The following is a 19,210-nucleotide window of genomic DNA, read 5'->3' as shown; positions in this document are numbered from 1 at the left end:
GGCTCAGACCCCTCCGAATTCAGCGAGTGTCGGCAGCACCAGATCCTTCTCCGAAACCCGTGCGGACTGCCTGTCCACGGGCCAGTCGATCCCCAGTGCCGGGTCATCGAAGGCAATGCCCCGCTCCGCGGAGGGGTCGTAGGGTGCGGTCACCTTGTAGATCACCTCGGCCCCGTCGGTCAGGGTGCAGTAACCATGCGCGAAGCCTTTCGGCACCCAAAGCTGGTTCCAGGCGGCTTCCGACAGCTCCACCGCGACATGGCGACCGAACGTCGGTGACCCCCGGCGCACATCGACCGCCACATCCAGGATCGACCCGCGCAGACAACGGATCAGCTTGCCCTGTGCAGTCGGTGGCAATTGCAGGTGAAGACCGCGCAAGGTACCGCGCGCGCCATTGCGGACATGGTTGTCCTGCACGAAGCTCCAGTCGTGGCCCTGTGCCGAAAGCGTCCCGGCGTTCCAGGTCTCGGAGAAGAAACCGCGGTCATCGCCGTGCCGGACAGGCCAAAGCTGCAATACATCAGGAATTGCCGTTGGCTCGATCCGCATGGGTCCGACCGGAGCAGTCAGTCCATGACCCGGTCGGCCGTCGCAACGGGCTCCCGGCCAGGCTTGCGGAAACGGGCAAGGTAGGCGGGCACGATGGCCTCGACGGTTTCCAGATCGGTGATGCCGAGGTCCGCGAAACCTGGCTGGCCCTCATCGACCACATTGTCTTCCTGCAGCAGGCGCACATGATCCAGGGTCAGCGGCGGTGCCGGCAGGAACTGGAGCACGGCGCCCATGATCTTCGCGACCTCGAACGGGATCGGCAGCAACAGCGCCTTGCGCCCGGTCTGACGCAGCACGAACTCAAGGATCTCGCGGAATGTCATGACCCGAGGTCCGCCAAGCTCGAAGGTCCTGCCCTGCGCATCCTCACGCACCAGCGCTGCCATGATCGCGTCGGCGACGTCACCGACAAAGACCGGCTGGAACTTCGTGTGTCCACCGCCGACCAGCGGCAGGGCCGGGGCGATGCGGGACATGGCACCGAAACGGTTCATCAGGTCGTCTTCCGGCCCGAACACCACGGAGGGACGCAGGATCGTTGCTGTCGGAACGCTCTCCCGCACGGCTGCCTCGCCTGCCGCCTTGGTCCGGGCATAGAGCGCACCAGACGCGGCATCGGCACCGATTGCGGAGAGCTGGATGAAACGGGTGATGCCCGCCGCCGCGACCGCCTGCGCCACATTGCGTGCGCCGACGGCATGTGTGGCCGAGAAGGACTGATCCGACTGGTGCAGCACGCCGACCAGATTCACGACGGCGTCCGCACCTTCGATTGCCCTGGCCACGGAAGCAGGCTTGCGGATATTGGCGTACAGCGGTGTGACCTGTCCGACATCTCCCATCGGCTTCAGGAAAATCGCGGCTTCCGGGTCGCGGACGGCGACCGTGACGATTGCGCCGGCACGCGCCAGGCGGCGCACCAGATGACGACCGATGAAACCGGACCCACCGAAGACCGTAACGTGCATGCCCTGCATCCGAAAAGACCTCCCGATCCGTCGGGGATCACCTGCCCCGACCCTGTCGCACTGCTCTATCGTGCCGCCGCGCAGATGGCAACGATGCGATACGTCGCGACGTCACGGTTGGTGGGCCAACCTGCCCTGTGATATGCGAAACGCAGACGCCTGAATGGAGCCCGCATCTATGACCATCCACTTTCACCGCGATGACCTGCCGGACGCCGTCGATCTTGGTCCGGCCGTGGCCATCGATACCGAGACCATGGGCCTGAACCCGCACCGGGACCGGCTCTGCCTGGTGCAGCTCTCGGCCGGCGATGGTGACGCGCATCTGGTCCAGATCCGCCCCGGCGGCGCGCCCGCCCCCAATCTCGTGCGGATGCTGGAGGATACTTCGGTCCTGAAGCTGTTCCACTTCGCGCGTTTCGACATTGCAGCCCTGCGCCACGGCCTGGGGGCGAAGACCAGCCCGGTCTATTGCACCAAGATCGCCAGCCGCCTCTGCCGGACCTACACGGACCGCCACAGCCTGCGCGACCTGTGCAGGGAGTTGCTGGATGTGGACATCTCCAAGCAGCAGCAGTCATCCGACTGGGGTGCGGACGAATTGACGGACGCCCAGATGGCCTATGCGGCGTCCGACGTGCTGTATCTGCACCGTCTGCGGGCAGAGCTGGATGTCCGCATTGCGCGGGAGGGGCGGACCCACATGGCCCAGGCCTGCTTCGACTTCCTGCCGATGCGCGCTGAACTGGATCTGGTCGGCTGGCCGGAGACGGACATCTTCGCCCACTCCTGATCGGCAACGGCCGGATTCGGGATTCTGCCTTGTGCCGTAAAGGCTTTCTGCACAAATGCGTGCTCTGATGTTGCGTGGTCGCGGCACTTCACTCATATTGGCATGAATCTTGTCGCGAATGACCCGTTGATCCACGGGCACCATACTGAAACCAGACAGGCGAGGCCCTGACGACCCATGGCTGACGAAGCCCGAGCAGTGGCAGGCGATACCGGGACCGGCGATGACATCGCGACGGGACGACAGGTGATCGAGATGGAGGCGAAGGCGCTGATGGCCCTTGCCGCCGGTCTCGACGACAGTTTCGTCGCTGCGGTTGACTGCCTGCTGAAGGTCCAGGGCCGGGTCATCCTGACGGGGATGGGCAAGAGCGGTCATGTCGCGCGCAAGATCGCGGCAACCATGGCCTCCACCGGGACGCCTGCCTATTTCGTGCATCCGGGCGAGGCCAGTCACGGCGACCTGGGGATGATCACGGAGAAGGATGCCCTGATCGGGCTGAGCAACTCCGGCGAGACCAACGAGCTCGGGGATATCGTCGAGTTCGCGCGCCGCAACATGGTGCCCGTGATCGCCATGGTCGGCCGCATGCCATCCACGCTTGGGTCCGCCGCCGACGTCTGCCTGCTGACCCCCGACGCGGCTGAGGCCTGCCCGCATGTGCTGGCACCGACAACATCCACGACCATGATGCTGGCACTTGGCGACGCACTGGCCGTGGCCCTGCTGGAACGGCGGAACTTCACGGCACGGGACTTCGGACGGCTGCACCCGGGCGGCAAGCTCGGCCGCCGCCTCGTGACCGTTGCCGACATCATGCACAAGGGCGCGGAACTGCCGGTTGCCCCCAGCGGCACCCTGATGTCCGATGCCCTGATCGAGATGACGGCGAAGAGCCTCGGCTGCATCGCGATCACCGATGCGGACGGACGCCTGGCCGGGATCATCACCGACGGGGACCTGCGACGTGGCATGAAGCGCCCGGACCTGCTGAACCGCTCGGTGGATGACGCCATGACCCGCCACCCGCGGACAATCCGCGCCGCGGCGCTGGCGTCCGAAGGAGTCGGCATCATGCACGAGAACAAGGTGACGAGCCTGTTCGTGCTGGATGACGACCAGCGCCCTGTCGGGCTGCTGCACATTCACGACTGTCTCCGTGCAGGTGTCGCATGAACGTCAGCGACACCCCGGAGACCGCGAAGGATATTGGCCGGCGCTGGAACGCGCGGCCCCGTTCGGACCGCATCTCGACCGGGCAGGCACGCCGCAATCCGCTGGTCAATCGGATGAAGTTCGCGCTGCTCGGCGTTTCAGCCCTGCTGGTCGTTGCCCTGCTGGCCTGGCCGCAGTTCACGGAACGCAGCGGCGACCTGCCCATCGACTTCGCCGATGTCGATGTAGGCGCACCGACCTCGACCATGTCGAATGCCCGGTTCATCAGCGGCGGAGCCCATGCCTTCAACATCACTGCCGATGAGGTGGTTCAGGATGCCGAGTCACCGGAACTGGTGCATCTGACCAATATCTCCGGCGACACCACCACCGATGACGGCGCCTGGTTCTCCCTTTCGGCCCTGAACGGGAACTACGACCGGGAGGCACAGCGACTGGTACTGAATGGCGATGTGGCGCTGTTCACGGACAGCGGCAACGAACTGCACAGCACCAATGCGACGTTCGAACTGGCACAGGGTCGCATCACGGGCGGTGACCCCGTGACCGGCCACGGCCCCTACGGGCGCATCACTGCGGACCGCTTCGAGGTCGCAGGCAACGGCCAGACCATCCGCTTCAGGGGTGGTGTCAAGCTGGTGGTCGAAACCGGTTCCGGGGGCCTCTGATGGATTGGACAACGAAAATGCGGCTTCCGGGCATCATCGCGACCGTGCTGCTGACCCTCGCCATGCTCTCGCCCGTCAGTGCGCAGCAGGGGCTGGGCGGCGATCCGAACGCCCCGATCGAGATCCAGGCGGACAATCTGGAGGTCTATCGGGACAAGCAACTGGCTGTCTTCATCGGCAATGTCGATGCGCAGCAGGGCCGCATGAACCTGAAGACCGACGAGCTTCACGTCAGCTACCGCGAAGGTGGCGCAGACAGTGAAGGTGCCGCGGTCGGCGGGCGTATCTCCCGTCTGGAGGCCCGGGGCAATGTCCGCGTCTCGACGGAGAAGGAAAGCGCCACCGGCGATCAGGGCGTCTATGACATCGACAGCGCCACCATCGTGCTGGAGGGCGGTGTGCGCCTGTTCCAGAACCGCAACGTGCTTGCCGGACAGCGGCTGGTCATGAATCTGGAAACGGGGGTCACGCGTCTGGATGGGGCACCGGGAACGGGACGGGTGAAGGGCATTTTCCAGCCCCAGCGCTCGGATGCCACTGAATGACGGACGTGACCGACATGACCGAAACGGCGGAAGGCGCGACACCGCGCCTGGTGCACGAGAATACCGGCCTCTCGGCGCGGAAGCTCGGCAAGCGCTACAAGAAGCGCCCCGTGCTGCGCGATGTCTCGCTGTCGGTGCAGCGTGGGGAGGCGGTGGGCCTGCTTGGCCCCAACGGTGCGGGCAAGACGACCTGTTTCTACATCATCACCGGGCTGATCAAGGCGGACTTCGGCCAGATCATGCTGGATGGCCACGATATCACCAGCCTGCCGATGTACCGGCGCGCCCGACTGGGTGTCGGCTATCTGCCGCAGGAAGCCTCCATCTTCCGGGGCATGACCGTCGAGCGGAACATCCGCGCCGTGCTGGAAGTTACCGAGAGCGAGCGGGAGATGCGGGAGCAGATGCTGGAGGATCTGCTGGCCGAATTCTCCCTGACCCACCTGCGGCGCGCCTCCGCCATGGCGCTTTCCGGTGGCGAGCGGCGACGCGTCGAGATCGCGCGCGCGCTGGCGAGCCGCCCGTCCTTCATGCTGCTGGACGAGCCACTGGCAGGCATCGACCCCATCGCGGTCGGAGAGATTCGCGATCTGGTCTTTCATCTGAAGGATCGCGGACTGGGCGTGCTGATCACCGACCACAATGTCCGCGAGACCCTGGACCTGATCGACCGCGCCTACATCCTGCATGACGGTCGGGTGCTGATGGAGGGTTCGCCCGACGATATCGTGAACCATGATGACGTGCGCCGGGTGTATCTCGGCGACCGTTTCCGGATGTAGGGCGCGCAGCATGGCCATCGGACCCCGTCTGGAGCTTCGGCAAAGCCAGAATCTGGTCATGACTCCGCAGTTGCAGCAGGCCATCAAGCTGCTGCAACTGAACAACATCGAACTGACCTCCTTCGTCGAGCAGGAGCTGGAGCGCAATCCGCTGCTGGAGGAACGGGAGAGGGATGACCGGCCCGATCAGCCGGAACCTGAAGCCCGCGCCGAAACCAGCGACGACGGATTTGGTGACGAGCCGGTCGCGGAAATCTCGATCACGGCCGAGAACGGCGGTGGCGCGGAGGCCGAACAGGCATTCGATGCGGATCGCGAGAGTATCAGTGGCGAGGACAGTGCCGCCGACCGCATGGGCGAAACCTCCGGTACGGGCGGTGATTCCGGGGATACCGGCGGCAGTCTGGGCCAGATGGGCGGCGGCGGCTCGTCGCGCTTCGAGGATATGGACCTGAGCCTGGAGAATACCCTGGGCGAGGAAGTCAGCATGCGGGAATCGCTGATGACCCAGCTTGGCCTCGCCGTGAATGACGATATTCAGCGGATGGTGGGCTCGGCGATCATCGATTCCATCGACCCGGACGGCTATTTCCGGGAAGACATCGACGAGATGGCGGAACGCCTGGGCTGCGAGAGCACGCTGGTGGAAGACATGCTTCAGGTCGTGCAGGGCTTCGAGCCCACCGGTATCGGCGCGCGCAACCTGTCGGAGTGCCTGGCACTGCAGTTGATCGAGCAGGATCGCTATGACCCCGCGATGGCGAAACTGGTCGCCCGGCTGGAACTGCTCGGGCGTCAGGACTATCCGGCGCTGATGCGGGAATGCGAGGTCGATGAGGAGGATCTGGCCGAAATGGTCAGCGAGATCCGCCGACTGGATCCGCGTCCGGGCAGCAGTTTCGACCATGATGATTCGCAGACAGCCGTGCCCGATGTGCTGCTGCGCCAGAAGCCGGATGGCGGCTGGTCGATCGAGCTGAACAGCGAGACCCTGCCCCGCGTGCTGGTCAACAACCGCTATTGCGCCGAAGTCAGCCGCACCACCAAGAAGGCCGAGGACAAGACCTATCTGAGCGAGTGCCTCAACACGGCCAACTGGCTGGTGAAGTCGCTGGACCAGCGGGCCAACACGATCATGAAGGTGGCAACGGAACTGGTTCGCCAGCAGGACGGGTTCTTCGCCCTGGGGGTGCAGTACCTGCGTCCGCTGAACCTGAAGACCATCGCCGACGCCATCGGCATGCACGAAAGCACCGTCAGCCGCGTCACCGCCAACAAGTACATCGGCACCCCGCGCGGCATCTTCGAGATGAAGTACTTCTTCACTGCCGCGATCCCGTCGAACCGGGGGGGAGATTCGCATTCCGCCGAATCCGTGCGCATGCGGATCCGGGACCTGATCGGGGAGGAAGACCCCAGGAAGATCCTCTCCGATGACCGCATCGTCGAAATCCTCAAGGAAGAAGGAATCGACATTGCCCGCCGGACGGTCGCAAAATACCGCGAAGCCCTGCGTATTCCGTCGTCAGTGCAAAGGCGACGGCAGAAACGGCTGCAAATGTCGATGGCCCGTTGAGCGGCTTCGGCTCCGGTCGCGGGTTGTCCCGACGGGACCGGATTTCAGCGGGTTGACTCGGTTTGGGGGCCTACCTATGGTCCGCGCCGCTTTGCAGCACCGCCGGGTTTCGGGGCGTCGGTAGGGCGGTACAGAAGAGGCATCATGAAAATCACCATTGAAGGCAAGCAGATCGATCTGGGTGACGCGCTGAGGCAGCGCGCGGAAGAACGGATCGTGGATGCGGTAGGCAAGTATTTCGGCGATGGCATCGACGGTTCCATCACCTTTTCCCGCAACGGCCAGATGATACAGGCTGATTGTGCCGTCCATATCGGGCACGACATCTTTCTGAAGAGCCAGGGCAGCGACAGCGACGCGCACGGCGCCTTCGATCTGGCCGCGGAGCGGATCGAGAAGCAGTTGCGCCGCTACAAGCGTCGCCTGAAGGACCATCACGCCCGACAGAAGCAGGATGGTCTTGCCAATCTGATGGCGCAGGACTACACCCTCGCCAGCGACGACAACGAGACCGAGACCGATGATCTGGAGACTGGAGGTGCCGACGCGCATCCCGTCATCATCGCCGAGACGACGGCCACCGTGCCCTCCTGTACGGTCAGTGATGCGGTGATGCGGCTGGACCTTGCGAACCAGTCGGCACTGATGTTCAGGAACCTGGGCAACGACCGACTGAATGTCGTCTATCGCCGTAGCGATGGACATATCGGCTGGATTGATCCGGCCAAGGCCTGATCCGCACCCCCTGGAAGGGGCGGTCTGCAATCCGGACCAAGAAACGAAACAGGTGCAGTAGTGGAAATTCATGACCTCCTGAACCCGGCATCCGTTGTCTTCGGCCTGAAGGCCGGAAGCAAGAAGCAGGTGTTGCAGGAACTGGCCCGGATCGCCGCGGCACAGGTGGGACTGCACGAACGTGTGGTCTTCGATGTGCTGCTGGAACGGGAACGGCTGGGCAGCACCGGTGTTGGTGAGGGCGTGGCCATTCCACATGGCCGGATCGCCGATCTGAACGGCCTGAGCGGGGTGTTTGCCCTGCTGAAGCAGCCGGTCGATTTCGACTCGCTGGACGGCCGCCCCGTCGATCTCGTGTTCCTGCTGCTGGCACCACAGTCCGCAGGCGCCGATCACCTGAAGGCCCTGTCGCGGATCTCACGCCTGCTGCGTGACCGGGACACGCGTGACAAGCTTCGCGGCGCGCGCAGTGATGACGCCCTCTTCGCGCTTCTGACCACAGGTTCGGCGTCGGAGGCGGCCTGACCGGTTCCGTGACCGGCCCAACTGACAGGGGAACCTGCTGATGCTGCGCTGGGGTCTCGTCGCGATTATCGCCGTCCTGCTGACTGCCACGGTCCTGATGTTCATCGACCGTTTCAGCCACGATGATCCAGCAGCCGTTCCCCTGGCGGCCACACCGCAGGCGGCACCCGACAATACCTCCGCCAGCCCGCCGCCCGATACTTCCGCCCCCGCCGCCGCCATGCCGCTGCGCACAGGGCCGGAGCCTGCGGCACCTGCGCGACCGGTCGGGACCGTTACGCCCGCCCGGACCACCTCGCCCGCGCCCGCGCCTGTGCAGACGGCACCTCCGTCACCCGCCGAGACACCCCGCCAGACCGTGGCCCAGTTCGCGGAACGCCCCGCGCCGCCGAAACCGGTGGTTCGGGAACAGCAACCGAAGCTGGAGCCGGCGCGGCAGTCCGCACAGCCGGACTCCTTCAGTCTGGGCAGTCCCGTGGACTGTACGCTCGGCAAGGACTGTTTCATCCAGCAGTATATGGACGTTGATCCCGGCCCCGGGGCACAGGACTTCACGTGCGGCCATCTGAGCTACCAGAACCACAGTGGCACCGATTTCCGTGTCCCCAACCTGAAGGCCATGCGCGACGGCATTCCGGTCGTTGCGGCACGGGACGGCGTGGTGCGCGCGTTGCGCGATGGCATGGCGGACGTGAACGTGACGACCCTGCCGGCAGGCGCTGTCGATGGCCGTGAGTGCGGCAATGCCGTTGTGCTGACGCACGAGAATGGCTGGGAAACCCAATACTGCCACCTGCAGAAGGGATCCGTCTCCGTCGGCAAGGGCCAGATCGTGCGCGCGGGTGACCGGCTTGGGCTGATCGGCATGTCGGGCAAGGCACAGTTTCCCCACGTGCACCTCAGCGTGCGCAAGGACGGCCAGAAGATCGATCCCTTCCGCGGCGTTGATCCGCAGGTGGCCTGCGGTGGTGATTACCGTCCGCTCTGGGACACGGCAGGCGGGCAGCAGATCACCTATCAGGCTGGCGGCATTCTCGATCTCGGGATGATCGACCGGCAACTGACAAAGGAGGAGGCGGAGAGCGGCGACAGTTCCGCCACAACGCTCGACCGCAACGGGCAGGCGCTGGTGGCCTGGTACATTGTCTTCGGCATTCAAGAGGGTGATGTCATGAGCATCGGCATTACCGCACCCGACGGCAATCGCGTCTTCGCCCAGACCCTCAATCCGCATCCGAAGGATCAGGCGCAGTACTTCGCCTTTGGCGGTCGTCGCACACCGCCTGGCGGATTTCAGCCCGGCATCTATCGCGCCGAGGTGCGGATGGTCCGCGATGGCAGACTGCATGACCGGCGCGAGATTTCCGTCACCCTGCGCTGAGAACCGGTTCAGGCAGGTGAGGCTGCCCGCGGCGGCACCAGGATGATCAGCCCGCCGATCAGGACCAGCACCGCCAGACAGCCAAAGGCCAGGGCGTAACCGCTGAACGCCAGCAGCAGGCTGAATGCGGCCGGCCCCACGACCAGCCCGAAATAGGTGAAGAAGACCGTCGCCGCGGTGGCGGACGCGATCTGCGCCTCCGGCACCTGTCGCGCGACCTCCGCCAGATAGACGCCGTTCCATCCGGCGGCCCCGGCGCCGCAGAAGACGGCCAGTACCAGCACCAGCCAATAGGGTGTCCCCGCATCGACCGTCGCCAGCACCGTGACCGACACCGCCGTGACGATGCCGAAGCTGGCCAGTATGAGGCGCGACTGTCCCAGCCGGTCATTGAGCCATCCCGCGATCATGCGCACGGTGAAACTGCTGATCTGCATGGCGGAGAAGGCCGCACCTGCCGCGACCAGCGACATGGCCGCCCGCTCGGTCAGGAAGATCACCAGAAAGGTTCCCAGGATCATCTGACCGGCACCATAGGTGAAGGACATCAGGGCGATGCGGACCAGCATCGGGTGACCGCGGACCACGGCAATCGGGACCAGATCGGCCAGACGCATCGGGGCGCGGGCGGGGGCACCGGCGATGACATCCAGGTCCAGACGCGAACGCCAGGGCTGCGCCACGACAGCGGTCAGGAACCCGATCCCGATGATGACCGACAGGGCGGCCTGCCAGCCGTGTTCCGCCTCGACCAGCGGGATCAGGACACCGACTAGCGCACCACCTGCCGGTACACCGGACTGCTTGATGGAGAAGATCAGGCTGCGCCGGGCCGGATGCGTGTGCCGTGACAGCAGATACGAACCGCCGGGCGCATTCGGGCCGTATCCGATACCGATGAAGACAGCGGCCAGCAGCGCCAGCGCGGGCACCCCCGCAAACAGCACCGCAAGCGCCAGACTGGACAGCAGCACACCGGCCTGGATCAGCCGCACCGGGCCATGGCGGGTCAGCAGGAAGGCCGCGACGGAGGTGCCGAACATGGCACCGGCAAAGGTCAGGGCACCGAAGATGCCCAGCCCGGATTCGTCCAGGCCCAGTCCGGGTGGCAGTGCGGGTGCAACGACTGCGGTTGCGCTGAACATGGCCGCCGCAACGATCTGCAGCCCCAGGGTCGCGCCAAGCGCGGTCGCCGGGCGTCGCTGGTAGGTCGGGCGGGCCGGATCACTCACGCAGCATCACGCTGCCGCACAATCTCTTCCTCGAAATCCGGCAGCCGGTCCTTGCCGAAGTACATCTCGGAACCGGCGAAGAAGGTCGGACTGCCGAAATTTCCGCGATCGGCCGATGCGCTGGTGTTCTCCATCAGCTTGTCCTTGATCGACTGTTCCTGGGTGGCGGCAGCAATTGCAGCGCCATCGAGACCGGCCTTGTCCAGGGCGGCGACCATCACCGACGGGTCATCCATCTTCTGCCCGTCCTCCCACATCGCACGGAATACCGCGTCGATGTAGGCCGGCCCGAAACCATCGCGTTGCGCCACCAGTGCGCCCCGCATGATGGCCACCGTGTTTACCGGAAAATGCGGGTTCATCGTGAAGCGGTCGAGGGCATGGCGGCGGATGAAACGCTGCATCTCAAGCTGCCCGTACTCGCTCTTGTTCCGCACGCCCTTGTTCCATTCCATCGGCGACTTGTTGCCGGTGAGCTTGAACAGGCCACCCAGCAGTACCGGCACATGGACAATCGGCACCCCCGTGCGTTCCGTTATCCCGGGAAGCACGCAGTGCGCCAGATAGGCGTTGGGACTGCCGAAATCGAAATGAAACTCTGCCGCAGGCATGGCTACCTCCCCCACCGGTCGCTCGTGAACTTGACGTTCACGTTCATCCTGCCGCGCAGCTTCACCCCTCGCGCCAGCGTGCGTCAATGATGCTTCGCCGCATGGCAGGGGCAAACCTGTCGCAAAGACACATTCCGATGCCGCGTTCGTCTGGAAATTGCCGCATTCGCCCTCTATGTTGCGCACATGCTCAGGAACAGCCTCATATCCGCGGCGCTGCTTGCCGCACTGGTCGCATTCTCCGGCGTACTGCCCGGCGATGCCCACGCCCAGGCCGCACCGCAGAAGATCGGTGACTATCGCGACTGGTCCGCCTGGATCTATCGCGATGGCGAACAGCAGATCTGTTTCGTCACCTCCTCGCCGAAGACAACCCTGCCGAAGGGTGTGAACCGTGGCGCGATCCGTTTCAACGTGGCCCACCGTCCGACGGACGGGGTGGAGAACGAGATCAGCATGATCGTCGGCTATCCCTTCGCCCCGAACCGGGAGGCCGTGGCCAGGATCGGCAGCACGGAGATCGGCATGCAGACCGACGGCGAACGCGCCTGGTCGCTGGACCCGCGCGATGACAGCCAGATGGTCTCCGCCATGAAGGCCGGGCTGGACATGGTGATCACCGGCTTTTCCAAGCGTGGCACCAAGACCACCGACACCTATTCCCTGCTCGGCTTCACCGCCGCCATGAACGCCATAGACAAGGCTTGCCCGTGACCGATCTCGCCATCCAGCCGGAAGTGCGCGCGACCGACCGTCCCTTTGCGGCGGGGTTCGACGGTCGGGTCAACCTGATCGGCCTCAACCGCCAGGAGATGGCTGACGCCCTGCTGGATGCGGGGGAGCGCCCGGACAAGGTCAGGATGCGGGCGGGACAGCTTTTCCACTGGATCTACGAGCGTGGTGCGCGCGACTTCGACGCCATGACCTCAATCTCCAAGGCCTGGCGCGCCGATCTGGCAGACCGCTTCGTTGTCGGACGCCCCGACATCAGCGTGGCCCAGCAGTCCAGCGACGGCACCCGCAAGTGGCTGATGCGGTTTCCCGACGGGCATGAGGCTGAGGCCGTGCATATTCCGGAGGCTGATCGCGGCGCGCTCTGTGTCTCCAGCCAGGTCGGCTGCACGCTGACCTGCAGTTTTTGCCACACCGGCACCCAGAAGCTGGTGCGCAACCTGACACCGGGGGAGATCGTCGTGCAGGTGATGATCGCCCGTGATGCGCTGGCCGAATGGCCCAGCCCCCGCGACGGCAACCGCCAGCTCTCCAACATCGTCATGATGGGGATGGGGGAGCCACTGCTGAACTACGAAAATGTCTCAAAGGCGCTGAAGATCGTCATGGACGAGCGCGGGATTGCCATTTCCAAGCGGCGGATCACGCTCTCGACCTCCGGTGTCGTGCCGATCATGAAACGCTGCGGCGAAGACCTGCAGGTCAACCTCGCCGTTTCCCTGCACGCCGTGAACGACGAACTGCGCGACGTGCTGGTGCCGATCAACCGCAAGCATCCGCTGAAGGAACTGATCCAGGCCTGCCGCGACTACCCGGCGGCCAACAATGCCCGGCGCATCACTTTCGAATATGTGATGCTGGACGGCATCAACGACAGCCCGGCGGAGGCGCGGGAGCTGGTCCGGCTGATCAGCGGCATTCCCGCCAAGGTGAACCTGATCCCGTTCAACCCGTGGCCCGGCGTTGCCTATTCCTGCTCCAGCCCGAAGGCGATCCGCAAGTTCGCCGAGATCGTCAACGATGCGGGCTATTCCAGCCCGGTGCGGATGCCGCGCGGGCGGGACATCATGGCCGCCTGCGGTCAGCTCAAGACGGAGAGCGAGCGCGGACGCCGGGAGAAGACCGGAACCGCCGCAGCACAATGACGGTGCGCACGGACATCTCCGACCCGGATGTTCGCGCCGCCTTCGAAGCCTTCCCCGACGCGTTTCACCAGCCGCTGCGCGACCTGCGCCAGCTCATCCTGGAAACGGCGAAGGAGGATCCGCGCGTCGGCATCCTTCGGGAAACCCTGAAATGGGGGCAGCCGTCGTGGCTGCCCGCGCGTCCGCGCGTCGGCACGACCATCCGCCTTGGCACCGACCGCCCGGGGGAGCATCTGGCGCTGTTCTTTCATTGCCAGACCAGCGTCATCCGCGACTTCCGCAATGGTCCCGGCAGGGACCTGCGCTTCGACGGCAATCGCGCCATCCTGCTGGACCCGGACAGTCCCCTGCCCCGCGATCTGCTGCGCCTGCCCATCCGCCACGCGCTGACCTATCACCTGAAACCGGTGAAGACGCCGAAGGTCGATCAGTCGGAGCACCAGACCGCAAGTTCATAGCCATCCGGGTCGGTGAACTGGAACCGTCGCCCGCCGGGAAAGGCGAATTCCGGTTTCACGATGGTTCCGCCGGCATCCGTCACCTGCTTCGCGACAGACTTCAGGTCGTCGCTGTAGAGCACGATCAGCGGCCCGCCGACTGCCACTGTCTCACCGACGGCAAACCCGCCCTTCATGCTGCCGTCAGTGAACTCGCAATAGCTGTCGCCATAGTCCGTGAAGCGCCACCCGAAGGCGGCGGCGTAGAATGCCTTCGTCCGGGCCATGTCCGACACGTTGAACTCGACGTAATTGATGGCGACCGGGGCGCTTGCCGGCATGATCTCTCTCCTGCTCTCGACGAAATGGAACATAAAAGGAACATTTGTCGATGACAATGGCTGAAACCCCGCTCGCTTGACCGCAGGACGCACCAGTGCACGAATGCGGCAAGCGGCGCGAAGAAACCGCCTGTCAGCAAGGTCGGAGGGATGGGGATCACCATGGGCTATGTCACGCATCTGGAATGCAGCGCGACCGGGGAGAAATTCGACCCCAACACGGTTCACAACCTGTCCCCCGCGGGCAAGCCATTGCTGGTCCGCTATGACCTGGAGCGCATGCGGGCGGAGCTGGACCGTGACGCCCAGACGCTCGGGCCGGACGGGCTGTGGAGCTACGCCGCGCTGCTGCCGGTCGATGACCCGGCCCATCGGGTCAGCCTGGGCGAGATCGCGACCCCGCTGCTGCCCCTGCCACGTACCGGCGCCCGTCTCAATGCCGCGCGGCTCTGGACCAAGGACGAGGGGCGGCTGCCCACCGGATCGTTCAAGGCACGCGGCATGGCGCTGGCCGTCTCCATGGCGAAGCGCTTCGGCCTGACCAGGCTGGCGATCCCGACCAATGGCAACGCCGGTGCGGCCATGGCTGCCTATGGCCGGGCGGCGGGGATGGAAGTCTTCGTCTTCTGCCCGGAGGAAACCCCGGACGTGAACGTGCGGGAAATCGCACTGCAGGGGGCAAAGGTCTGGCGGGTGAACGGCCAGATCGACCAGTGCGGCGCGATTGTCCGTGACGGCAAGGAGCGGATGGGCTGGTTCGATGTCTCGACCCTGAAGGAGCCCTACCGGATCGAAGGCAAGAAGACGATGGGACTGGAACTGGCGGAACAGCTCGGCTGGAACGTGCCGGACGCCATCCTCTACCCGACGGGGGGTGGCACGGGCCTGATCGGCATGTGGAAAGCCTTCGATGAATTGGAGGCGCTGGGCTGGATCGGCCCGAAACGCCCGAAGATGATCGCCGTGCAGGCCACCGGCTGCGCGCCCATCGTGCGCGCCTGGCAGGAGGGAACGGAGCACGCGACCCGCTGGGAGAACGCGGCGACAGTGGCCAGCGGCATTCGCGTACCGCAGGCGGTGGGCGATTTCCTGATCCTGCGCGCGGTCCGCGACAGCGGCGGCTTCGCCATCGCCGTGGACGACGATGCGATCATGGCGGCGCAGGCGGATGCCGCGCGCGATGACGGTGTCCTGCTGGGGCCGGAAGGGGCGGCCACGCTGGCCGCTTGGCGGGCGGCGGTCGGGAACGGGCAGCTGGATCCGAAGGCCCACACGGTGCTGTTCAACTGCGGCACACCGCTGAAATACCCCATGCCACCCGTCAGCCGTTCCCTGAACCTGGATGCCATCGACTGGGACGCTATAGCCAGCGCCTGAAACATACCCCATATGAGATTGCATGGCGGCGGGCTAACATGTTCTGCTGATGGGGAACACACGGGGAGAAGCTGTTTCATGGATCTGGCGCTGAAGGGGAAGACCGTTCTGATAACGGGCGGTTCGCGGGGGATAGGCTTTGCCTGTGCGGAAGTATTCGCGCAGGAGGGCGCGCATGTGCACCTGGTATCTGTCGATCCGGGCCGCCTGAAACATGCCGCCGACATCCTCACCCAGACCTATCACTGCAAGGTTGACACGACAGCCGTGGACCTGTCGGACCCTGCCTCCGTGGCCAAGGTCGCGGCGGATTGCCCGGAACCCGACATCCTGATCAACAATGCCGGGGCCATTCCCGGCGGTGACCTGCAGGCGGTGACCGAAGACCGCTGGCGCGAGGCCTGGGACCTGAAGGTCTTCGGCTTCATCAACATGACCCGCGACTACTACGCCCGCTTCAAGGCCCGCGGCTTTGGCACGATCGTCAACGTCATCGGCATGGCGGGGGAGAAGATGGACGCGGTCTATATCGCCGGGTCGACCGGCAATGCCTCCCTGATGGCCTTCACGAAGGCCATGGGCGGGGCCAGCTCGGCGGACAATATCCGCGTCGTTGGCGTCAATCCCGGTGCCATCCTGACCGACCGCATCATCGCCCGCTTCCGCGACACGGCGGAGGCGAAGCTGGGCGACCCGGAACGCTGGGAAGAACTGATGAAGAACCTGCCGCTGGGCCGCGCGGGCACGCCACGGGAAGTCGCCGATACGGTGGCCTTCCTGGCATCCGACCGCGCGAGCTACATCAGCGGCACCATCGTGACCGTCGACTGCGGTCACGCAAACCGAAACACCCTTTTTTGAGCCGGAGACCCTGACATGAAGTTTGGCGTTGGCGCACGTGCCCTCAGAACCGAAGACCAGGACCTGCTGCGGGGCCTGGGCAAGTACACCGATGATGCACAGGTGGAGGGCGCCCTGCGCGGCTTCGTCTTCCGCTCCACCGTGGCCCACGGCATCATCACCAAACTGGATGTCTCCGCCGCGCGCCAGGCCCCCGGCGTGGTCGAGATCCTGACCCGCGACGAGCTGGCGGCCGACAAGGTCGGCAACCTGCTCTGCCTCACCGGCATCAAGAACGAGGACGGGTCCGATCATCCGCGCCCGCCGCGCACGATTCTGGCCACCGACAAGGTCCGCCATGTGGGCGAGCCGGTCGCCTTCATCGTCGCCGAGACACTGGCTCAGGCGCGGGATGCCGCCGACCTGATCGAGCTGGATATCGATGACCTGCCGGTGGCAACCGACACCTACGAGGCGGCGCAGCCCGGCGCGAATCCGGTCTGGGACGACATTCCCGACAATGTCGTGTTCCGTTATGGCAAGGGCGACAAGGACGCCGTCGATGCCGCCTTCGAAAAGGCGGACCGGGTGACGCAGATCCGGCTGATCAACAACCGCCTCGTCTCCAATCCCATGGAGCCCCGCGCGGCCGCCGTGTCCTATGACGAGGCGACGGAGCGTTTCACGGTCTTCATCCCCAGCCAGGGTCCGGCGATGCACTTGCAGATGCTGTCGGGCATGCTGTCGATCCCGATGGAGAAGCTGCGGATGCTGACCGGCAATGTCGGCGGCGGCTTCGGCACGCGGGCGTTCCTCTATCCGGAATCCTGCTTGACGCTCTGGGCGGCGAAGCGGCTGAAGCGTCCTGTGCGCTGGACCGGCGAGCGCTCCGAGATCTTCCTGTCCGACAGCCATGGCCGTGACAATGTCACCATCGCGGAACTGGCCATGGACGAGGACGGCCATTTCCAGGCGATCCGGGCCACGACCTATGCCGCCATGGGCGCCTATCTGGCGAACTTCGGCCCCTTCATCCCGACCGATGCCTGTGCGGGCATGTACACCGGCCTCTACAAGATCCCGCTCTGCCGGCTGACGGTGCTCGGCGTCATGACCAACACGGTGCCGACGGACGCCTATCGCGGTGCGGGGCGACCGGAAGCGGCCTACATGATCGAGCGGCTGGTGGACCGGGTGGCGACGGAGATGGGGCTGACCCCTGACGAGATCCGCCGCCGCAACTTCCCCACCCCGGAGGAGATGCCGCACACGATGGGGCTGGGCGACGTCATCGACTCGGGCGAGTTCACGGCCTGCATGGAAGACGCCATGAAGGCCGCCGACTGGGACGGCTTCGACGCAAGGCGCAAGCAGTCGGAGGCCGCGGGCAAGCTGCGGGGCATCGGCCTCGCCACCTATGTCGAACGCTGCGGCGGCGGCAATGGCATCCCGGCGAAGCTGGCCTTCGACGCCGACGCAGGCAAGGTGCGTATCCTGTCCGGCGCCATGGACAGCGGCCAGGGCCACACCGTTTCCTACAAGCAGATCCTGTCGGAGAAGTTCGGCATCGATGCCGACGACATCCTGGTGGTGCAGGGCGATACCGACCTGACCCCGCCGGGCTTCACCGGTGGCTCCAAGTCGATCCCCGTGGGTGGCGCATCCATCCTGGGTGCCGCCGACAAGACGCTGGAAAAGGGCCGCAAGATCGCGGCACAGATCCTGGAAACGGCTGAGGTGGACATCGAGTATGCCAATGGCCGCTTCACCGTGGCCGGCACCGACCGTGGCATCGACCTGTTCGAGCTGGCGAAGCAGGCACAGGACCCCGCCAACCTGCCGGAAGGCGAGGAGCCGGGCATCGACAGCGAGCATGATCACACCAACACGGCCCCGACCTTCCCCAACGGCTGCCATATCTGCGAGCTGGAGGTCGATGCGGCAACCGGGACCGTGGAGATCCAGAACTACACGGTGGTGGACGACTTCGGCGTGACGCTGAACCCGATGCTGCTGGAGGGCCAGGTGCATGGCGGTATCGTGCAGGGACTGGGTCAGGCCTGGACGGAGCATACCGTGTTCGATCCGGACTCCGGCCAGCTTCTGTCGGGCAGCCTGATGGACTATCAGATGCCCCGCGCGGCGGAGATGCCGAATGTCAACTTCATCACCCGCAATGTGCGCTGCACGACCAACCCGCTGGGCGTGAAGGGTGCAGGTGAGGCCGGAGCCATCGGTGCCCCGCCCGCCTTCGTCAATGCCGTGCTGAACGCCGTGCGGTCGGCCCGGCCGGAGGTGGAACATCTGGACATGCCGCTGACCCCGCTGCGCGTCTGGCACGCCCTGAACGACTGACGACAGCCAGGCGATGACCGAGGAACGGGCCAAGATCGCGGTCGTTGTCCGCGATGATCTGGAGGTATGGCAGAAGCTGAATGTGGTGGCCTTCCTCGCCTCCGGCATCGCCGCGGCGCATCCGGAGACCATCGGTCAGCCCTATGCCGATGCCGACGGACGTGCCTATACCGCGATCTTCGGTCTGCCGGTGCTGATCTACGGAGCGGCGGGCGAGAAGCTGGGGCGCGCGCTCAATCGCGCCAATGAGCGGGGCCTGACAGTCGGTGTCTATGACCGGGGCATGTTCGCCACCGGCAATGACACCGACAATCGCGCTGTCGTCTCAGCCAGGCCGACCGGGGACCTGGATCTGGTCGGCATCGCCGTCCACGGCGGCGCCAAGGAAGTCGACAAGGCGCTGAAGGGACTGAAGTTTCACCCCTGAGGCCAGTCG

At 65.2% G+C, this 19,210-nt stretch carries 21 protein-coding genes; 16 read left to right on the top strand and 5 right to left on the bottom strand.

Annotated features, from left to right (window positions below; all coding sequences use genetic code 11):
* Window positions 1–3: 3 nt before the first annotated feature.
* Window positions 4–552, bottom strand: a complete 549-nt coding sequence (gene rfbC / locus QGV54_RS04390) for a dTDP-4-dehydrorhamnose 3,5-epimerase (RefSeq protein ID WP_281018065.1) — start codon at window positions 550–552, stop codon at window positions 4–6.
* A gap of 17 nt (window positions 553–569) precedes the next feature.
* Window positions 570–1,532 carry a complex I NDUFA9 subunit family protein gene (locus QGV54_RS04385; RefSeq protein ID WP_281018066.1) on the bottom strand — a complete coding sequence of 321 codons (963 nt, stop codon included), beginning with the start codon at window positions 1,530–1,532 and terminating at the stop codon, window positions 570–572.
* A gap of 169 nt (window positions 1,533–1,701) precedes the next feature.
* Here QGV54_RS04385 and QGV54_RS04380 point away from each other — a divergent pair, with 169 nt between their 5' ends.
* The 9 genes from QGV54_RS04380 (at window position 1,702) to QGV54_RS04340 (ending at window position 9,704) form a co-directional block, all read left to right on the top strand.
* Window positions 1,702–2,316, top strand: a complete 615-nt coding sequence (locus QGV54_RS04380; RefSeq protein WP_281018067.1) for a ribonuclease H-like domain-containing protein — start codon at window positions 1,702–1,704, stop codon at window positions 2,314–2,316.
* Window positions 2,317–2,493: 177 nt separating this feature from the next.
* Window positions 2,494–3,492, top strand: coding sequence for a KpsF/GutQ family sugar-phosphate isomerase (locus QGV54_RS04375; protein WP_281018068.1), 999 nt, complete (start codon window positions 2,494–2,496; stop codon window positions 3,490–3,492).
* Entirely contained in the window at window positions 3,489–4,160 is a 672-nt protein-coding gene (gene lptC / locus QGV54_RS04370) for an LPS export ABC transporter periplasmic protein LptC (RefSeq protein WP_281018069.1), read from the top strand. Before QGV54_RS04375 ends, lptC begins: the two co-directional genes overlap by 4 nt.
* A 17-nt stretch (window positions 4,161–4,177) precedes the next feature.
* On the top strand, window positions 4,178–4,705 hold the full coding sequence (locus QGV54_RS04365) for an LptA/OstA family protein (RefSeq protein WP_281018070.1): 528 nt from the start codon (window positions 4,178–4,180) through the stop codon (window positions 4,703–4,705).
* Window positions 4,702–5,487, top strand: a complete 786-nt coding sequence (gene lptB / locus QGV54_RS04360; RefSeq protein ID WP_281018071.1) for an LPS export ABC transporter ATP-binding protein — start codon at window positions 4,702–4,704, stop codon at window positions 5,485–5,487. Before QGV54_RS04365 ends, lptB begins: the two co-directional genes overlap by 4 nt.
* 10 nt (window positions 5,488–5,497) lie before the next feature.
* Window positions 5,498–7,063 (top strand): RNA polymerase factor sigma-54, encoded by a 1,566-nt coding sequence (gene rpoN / locus QGV54_RS04355; protein ID WP_281018072.1) that lies wholly within the window; start codon window positions 5,498–5,500, stop codon window positions 7,061–7,063.
* A gap of 144 nt (window positions 7,064–7,207) precedes the next feature.
* Window positions 7,208–7,798, top strand: a complete 591-nt coding sequence (gene raiA / locus QGV54_RS04350) for a ribosome-associated translation inhibitor RaiA (RefSeq protein ID WP_281018073.1) — start codon at window positions 7,208–7,210, stop codon at window positions 7,796–7,798.
* Between the two features lie 60 nt (window positions 7,799–7,858).
* Window positions 7,859–8,323 carry a PTS IIA-like nitrogen regulatory protein PtsN gene (gene ptsN, locus QGV54_RS04345; protein WP_281018074.1) on the top strand — a complete coding sequence of 155 codons (465 nt, stop codon included), beginning with the start codon at window positions 7,859–7,861 and terminating at the stop codon, window positions 8,321–8,323.
* Between the two features lie 40 nt (window positions 8,324–8,363).
* Window positions 8,364–9,704 (top strand): peptidoglycan DD-metalloendopeptidase family protein, encoded by a 1,341-nt coding sequence (locus QGV54_RS04340; RefSeq protein WP_281018075.1) that lies wholly within the window; start codon window positions 8,364–8,366, stop codon window positions 9,702–9,704.
* 8 nt (window positions 9,705–9,712) lie between these two features.
* Here the strand turns inward: QGV54_RS04340 and QGV54_RS04335 are convergent, their stop codons facing one another.
* Window positions 9,713–10,936 (bottom strand): MFS transporter, encoded by a 1,224-nt coding sequence (locus QGV54_RS04335; RefSeq protein WP_281018076.1) that lies wholly within the window; start codon window positions 10,934–10,936, stop codon window positions 9,713–9,715.
* Entirely contained in the window at window positions 10,933–11,547 is a 615-nt protein-coding gene (locus tag QGV54_RS04330) for a 2-hydroxychromene-2-carboxylate isomerase (protein WP_281018077.1), read from the bottom strand. The genes QGV54_RS04335 and QGV54_RS04330 overlap by 4 nt, the downstream gene beginning before the upstream one ends.
* Before the next feature lie 186 nt (window positions 11,548–11,733).
* On the opposite strand from QGV54_RS04330, the gene QGV54_RS04325 reads away from it, so the two are divergent.
* Genes QGV54_RS04325 through QGV54_RS04315 form a run of 3 tightly spaced genes read left to right on the top strand, consistent with a single transcriptional unit; the run spans window position 11,734 to window position 13,882 of the window.
* A complete protein-coding gene (locus tag QGV54_RS04325) occupies window positions 11,734–12,261 on the top strand; it encodes an invasion associated locus B family protein (RefSeq protein ID WP_281018078.1) in 528 nt (175 codons plus the stop codon).
* 11 nt (window positions 12,262–12,272) lie between these two features.
* Window positions 12,273–13,424 carry a 23S rRNA (adenine(2503)-C(2))-methyltransferase RlmN gene (rlmN, locus tag QGV54_RS04320; protein ID WP_348637650.1) on the top strand — a complete coding sequence of 384 codons (1,152 nt, stop codon included), beginning with the start codon at window positions 12,273–12,275 and terminating at the stop codon, window positions 13,422–13,424.
* Window positions 13,421–13,882: a DUF1801 domain-containing protein gene (locus QGV54_RS04315; protein WP_281018080.1), complete on the top strand. Its 462-nt coding sequence runs from the start codon at window positions 13,421–13,423 to the stop codon at window positions 13,880–13,882. Before rlmN ends, QGV54_RS04315 begins: the two co-directional genes overlap by 4 nt.
* Here the strand turns inward: QGV54_RS04315 and QGV54_RS04310 are convergent.
* Window positions 13,852–14,202: a VOC family protein gene (locus QGV54_RS04310; RefSeq protein WP_281018081.1), complete on the bottom strand. Its 351-nt coding sequence runs from the start codon at window positions 14,200–14,202 to the stop codon at window positions 13,852–13,854. The genes QGV54_RS04315 and QGV54_RS04310 overlap by 31 nt on opposite strands.
* A gap of 162 nt (window positions 14,203–14,364) precedes the next feature.
* On the opposite strand from QGV54_RS04310, the gene QGV54_RS04305 reads away from it, so the two are divergent.
* The 4 genes from QGV54_RS04305 (at window position 14,365) to QGV54_RS04290 (ending at window position 19,201) form a co-directional block, all read left to right on the top strand.
* Window positions 14,365–15,579: a threonine synthase gene (locus QGV54_RS04305; protein WP_281018082.1), complete on the top strand. Its 1,215-nt coding sequence runs from the start codon at window positions 14,365–14,367 to the stop codon at window positions 15,577–15,579.
* 78 nt (window positions 15,580–15,657) lie between these two features.
* The gene (locus tag QGV54_RS04300) at window positions 15,658–16,440 is read left to right on the top strand and encodes a short-chain dehydrogenase/reductase (protein ID WP_281018083.1); all 783 of its coding nucleotides are present in this window, start codon (window positions 15,658–15,660) and stop codon (window positions 16,438–16,440) included.
* A gap of 15 nt (window positions 16,441–16,455) precedes the next feature.
* Entirely contained in the window at window positions 16,456–18,774 is a 2,319-nt protein-coding gene (locus tag QGV54_RS04295) for a xanthine dehydrogenase family protein molybdopterin-binding subunit (RefSeq protein WP_281018084.1), read from the top strand.
* A 13-nt stretch (window positions 18,775–18,787) separates the two neighbouring features.
* Window positions 18,788–19,201: a DUF2000 domain-containing protein gene (locus QGV54_RS04290; RefSeq protein ID WP_281020068.1), complete on the top strand. Its 414-nt coding sequence runs from the start codon at window positions 18,788–18,790 to the stop codon at window positions 19,199–19,201.
* Window positions 19,202–19,210: the final 9 nt, after the last annotated feature.

The organism is Minwuia sp. IMCC3060 (assembly GCF_029909435.1).
GTDB lineage: Bacteria > Pseudomonadota > Alphaproteobacteria > Minwuiales > Minwuiaceae > Minwuia.
The sequence above is the reverse complement of the archived record's forward strand: the minus strand, read 5'-3'. Positions and strand labels throughout refer to the sequence as shown.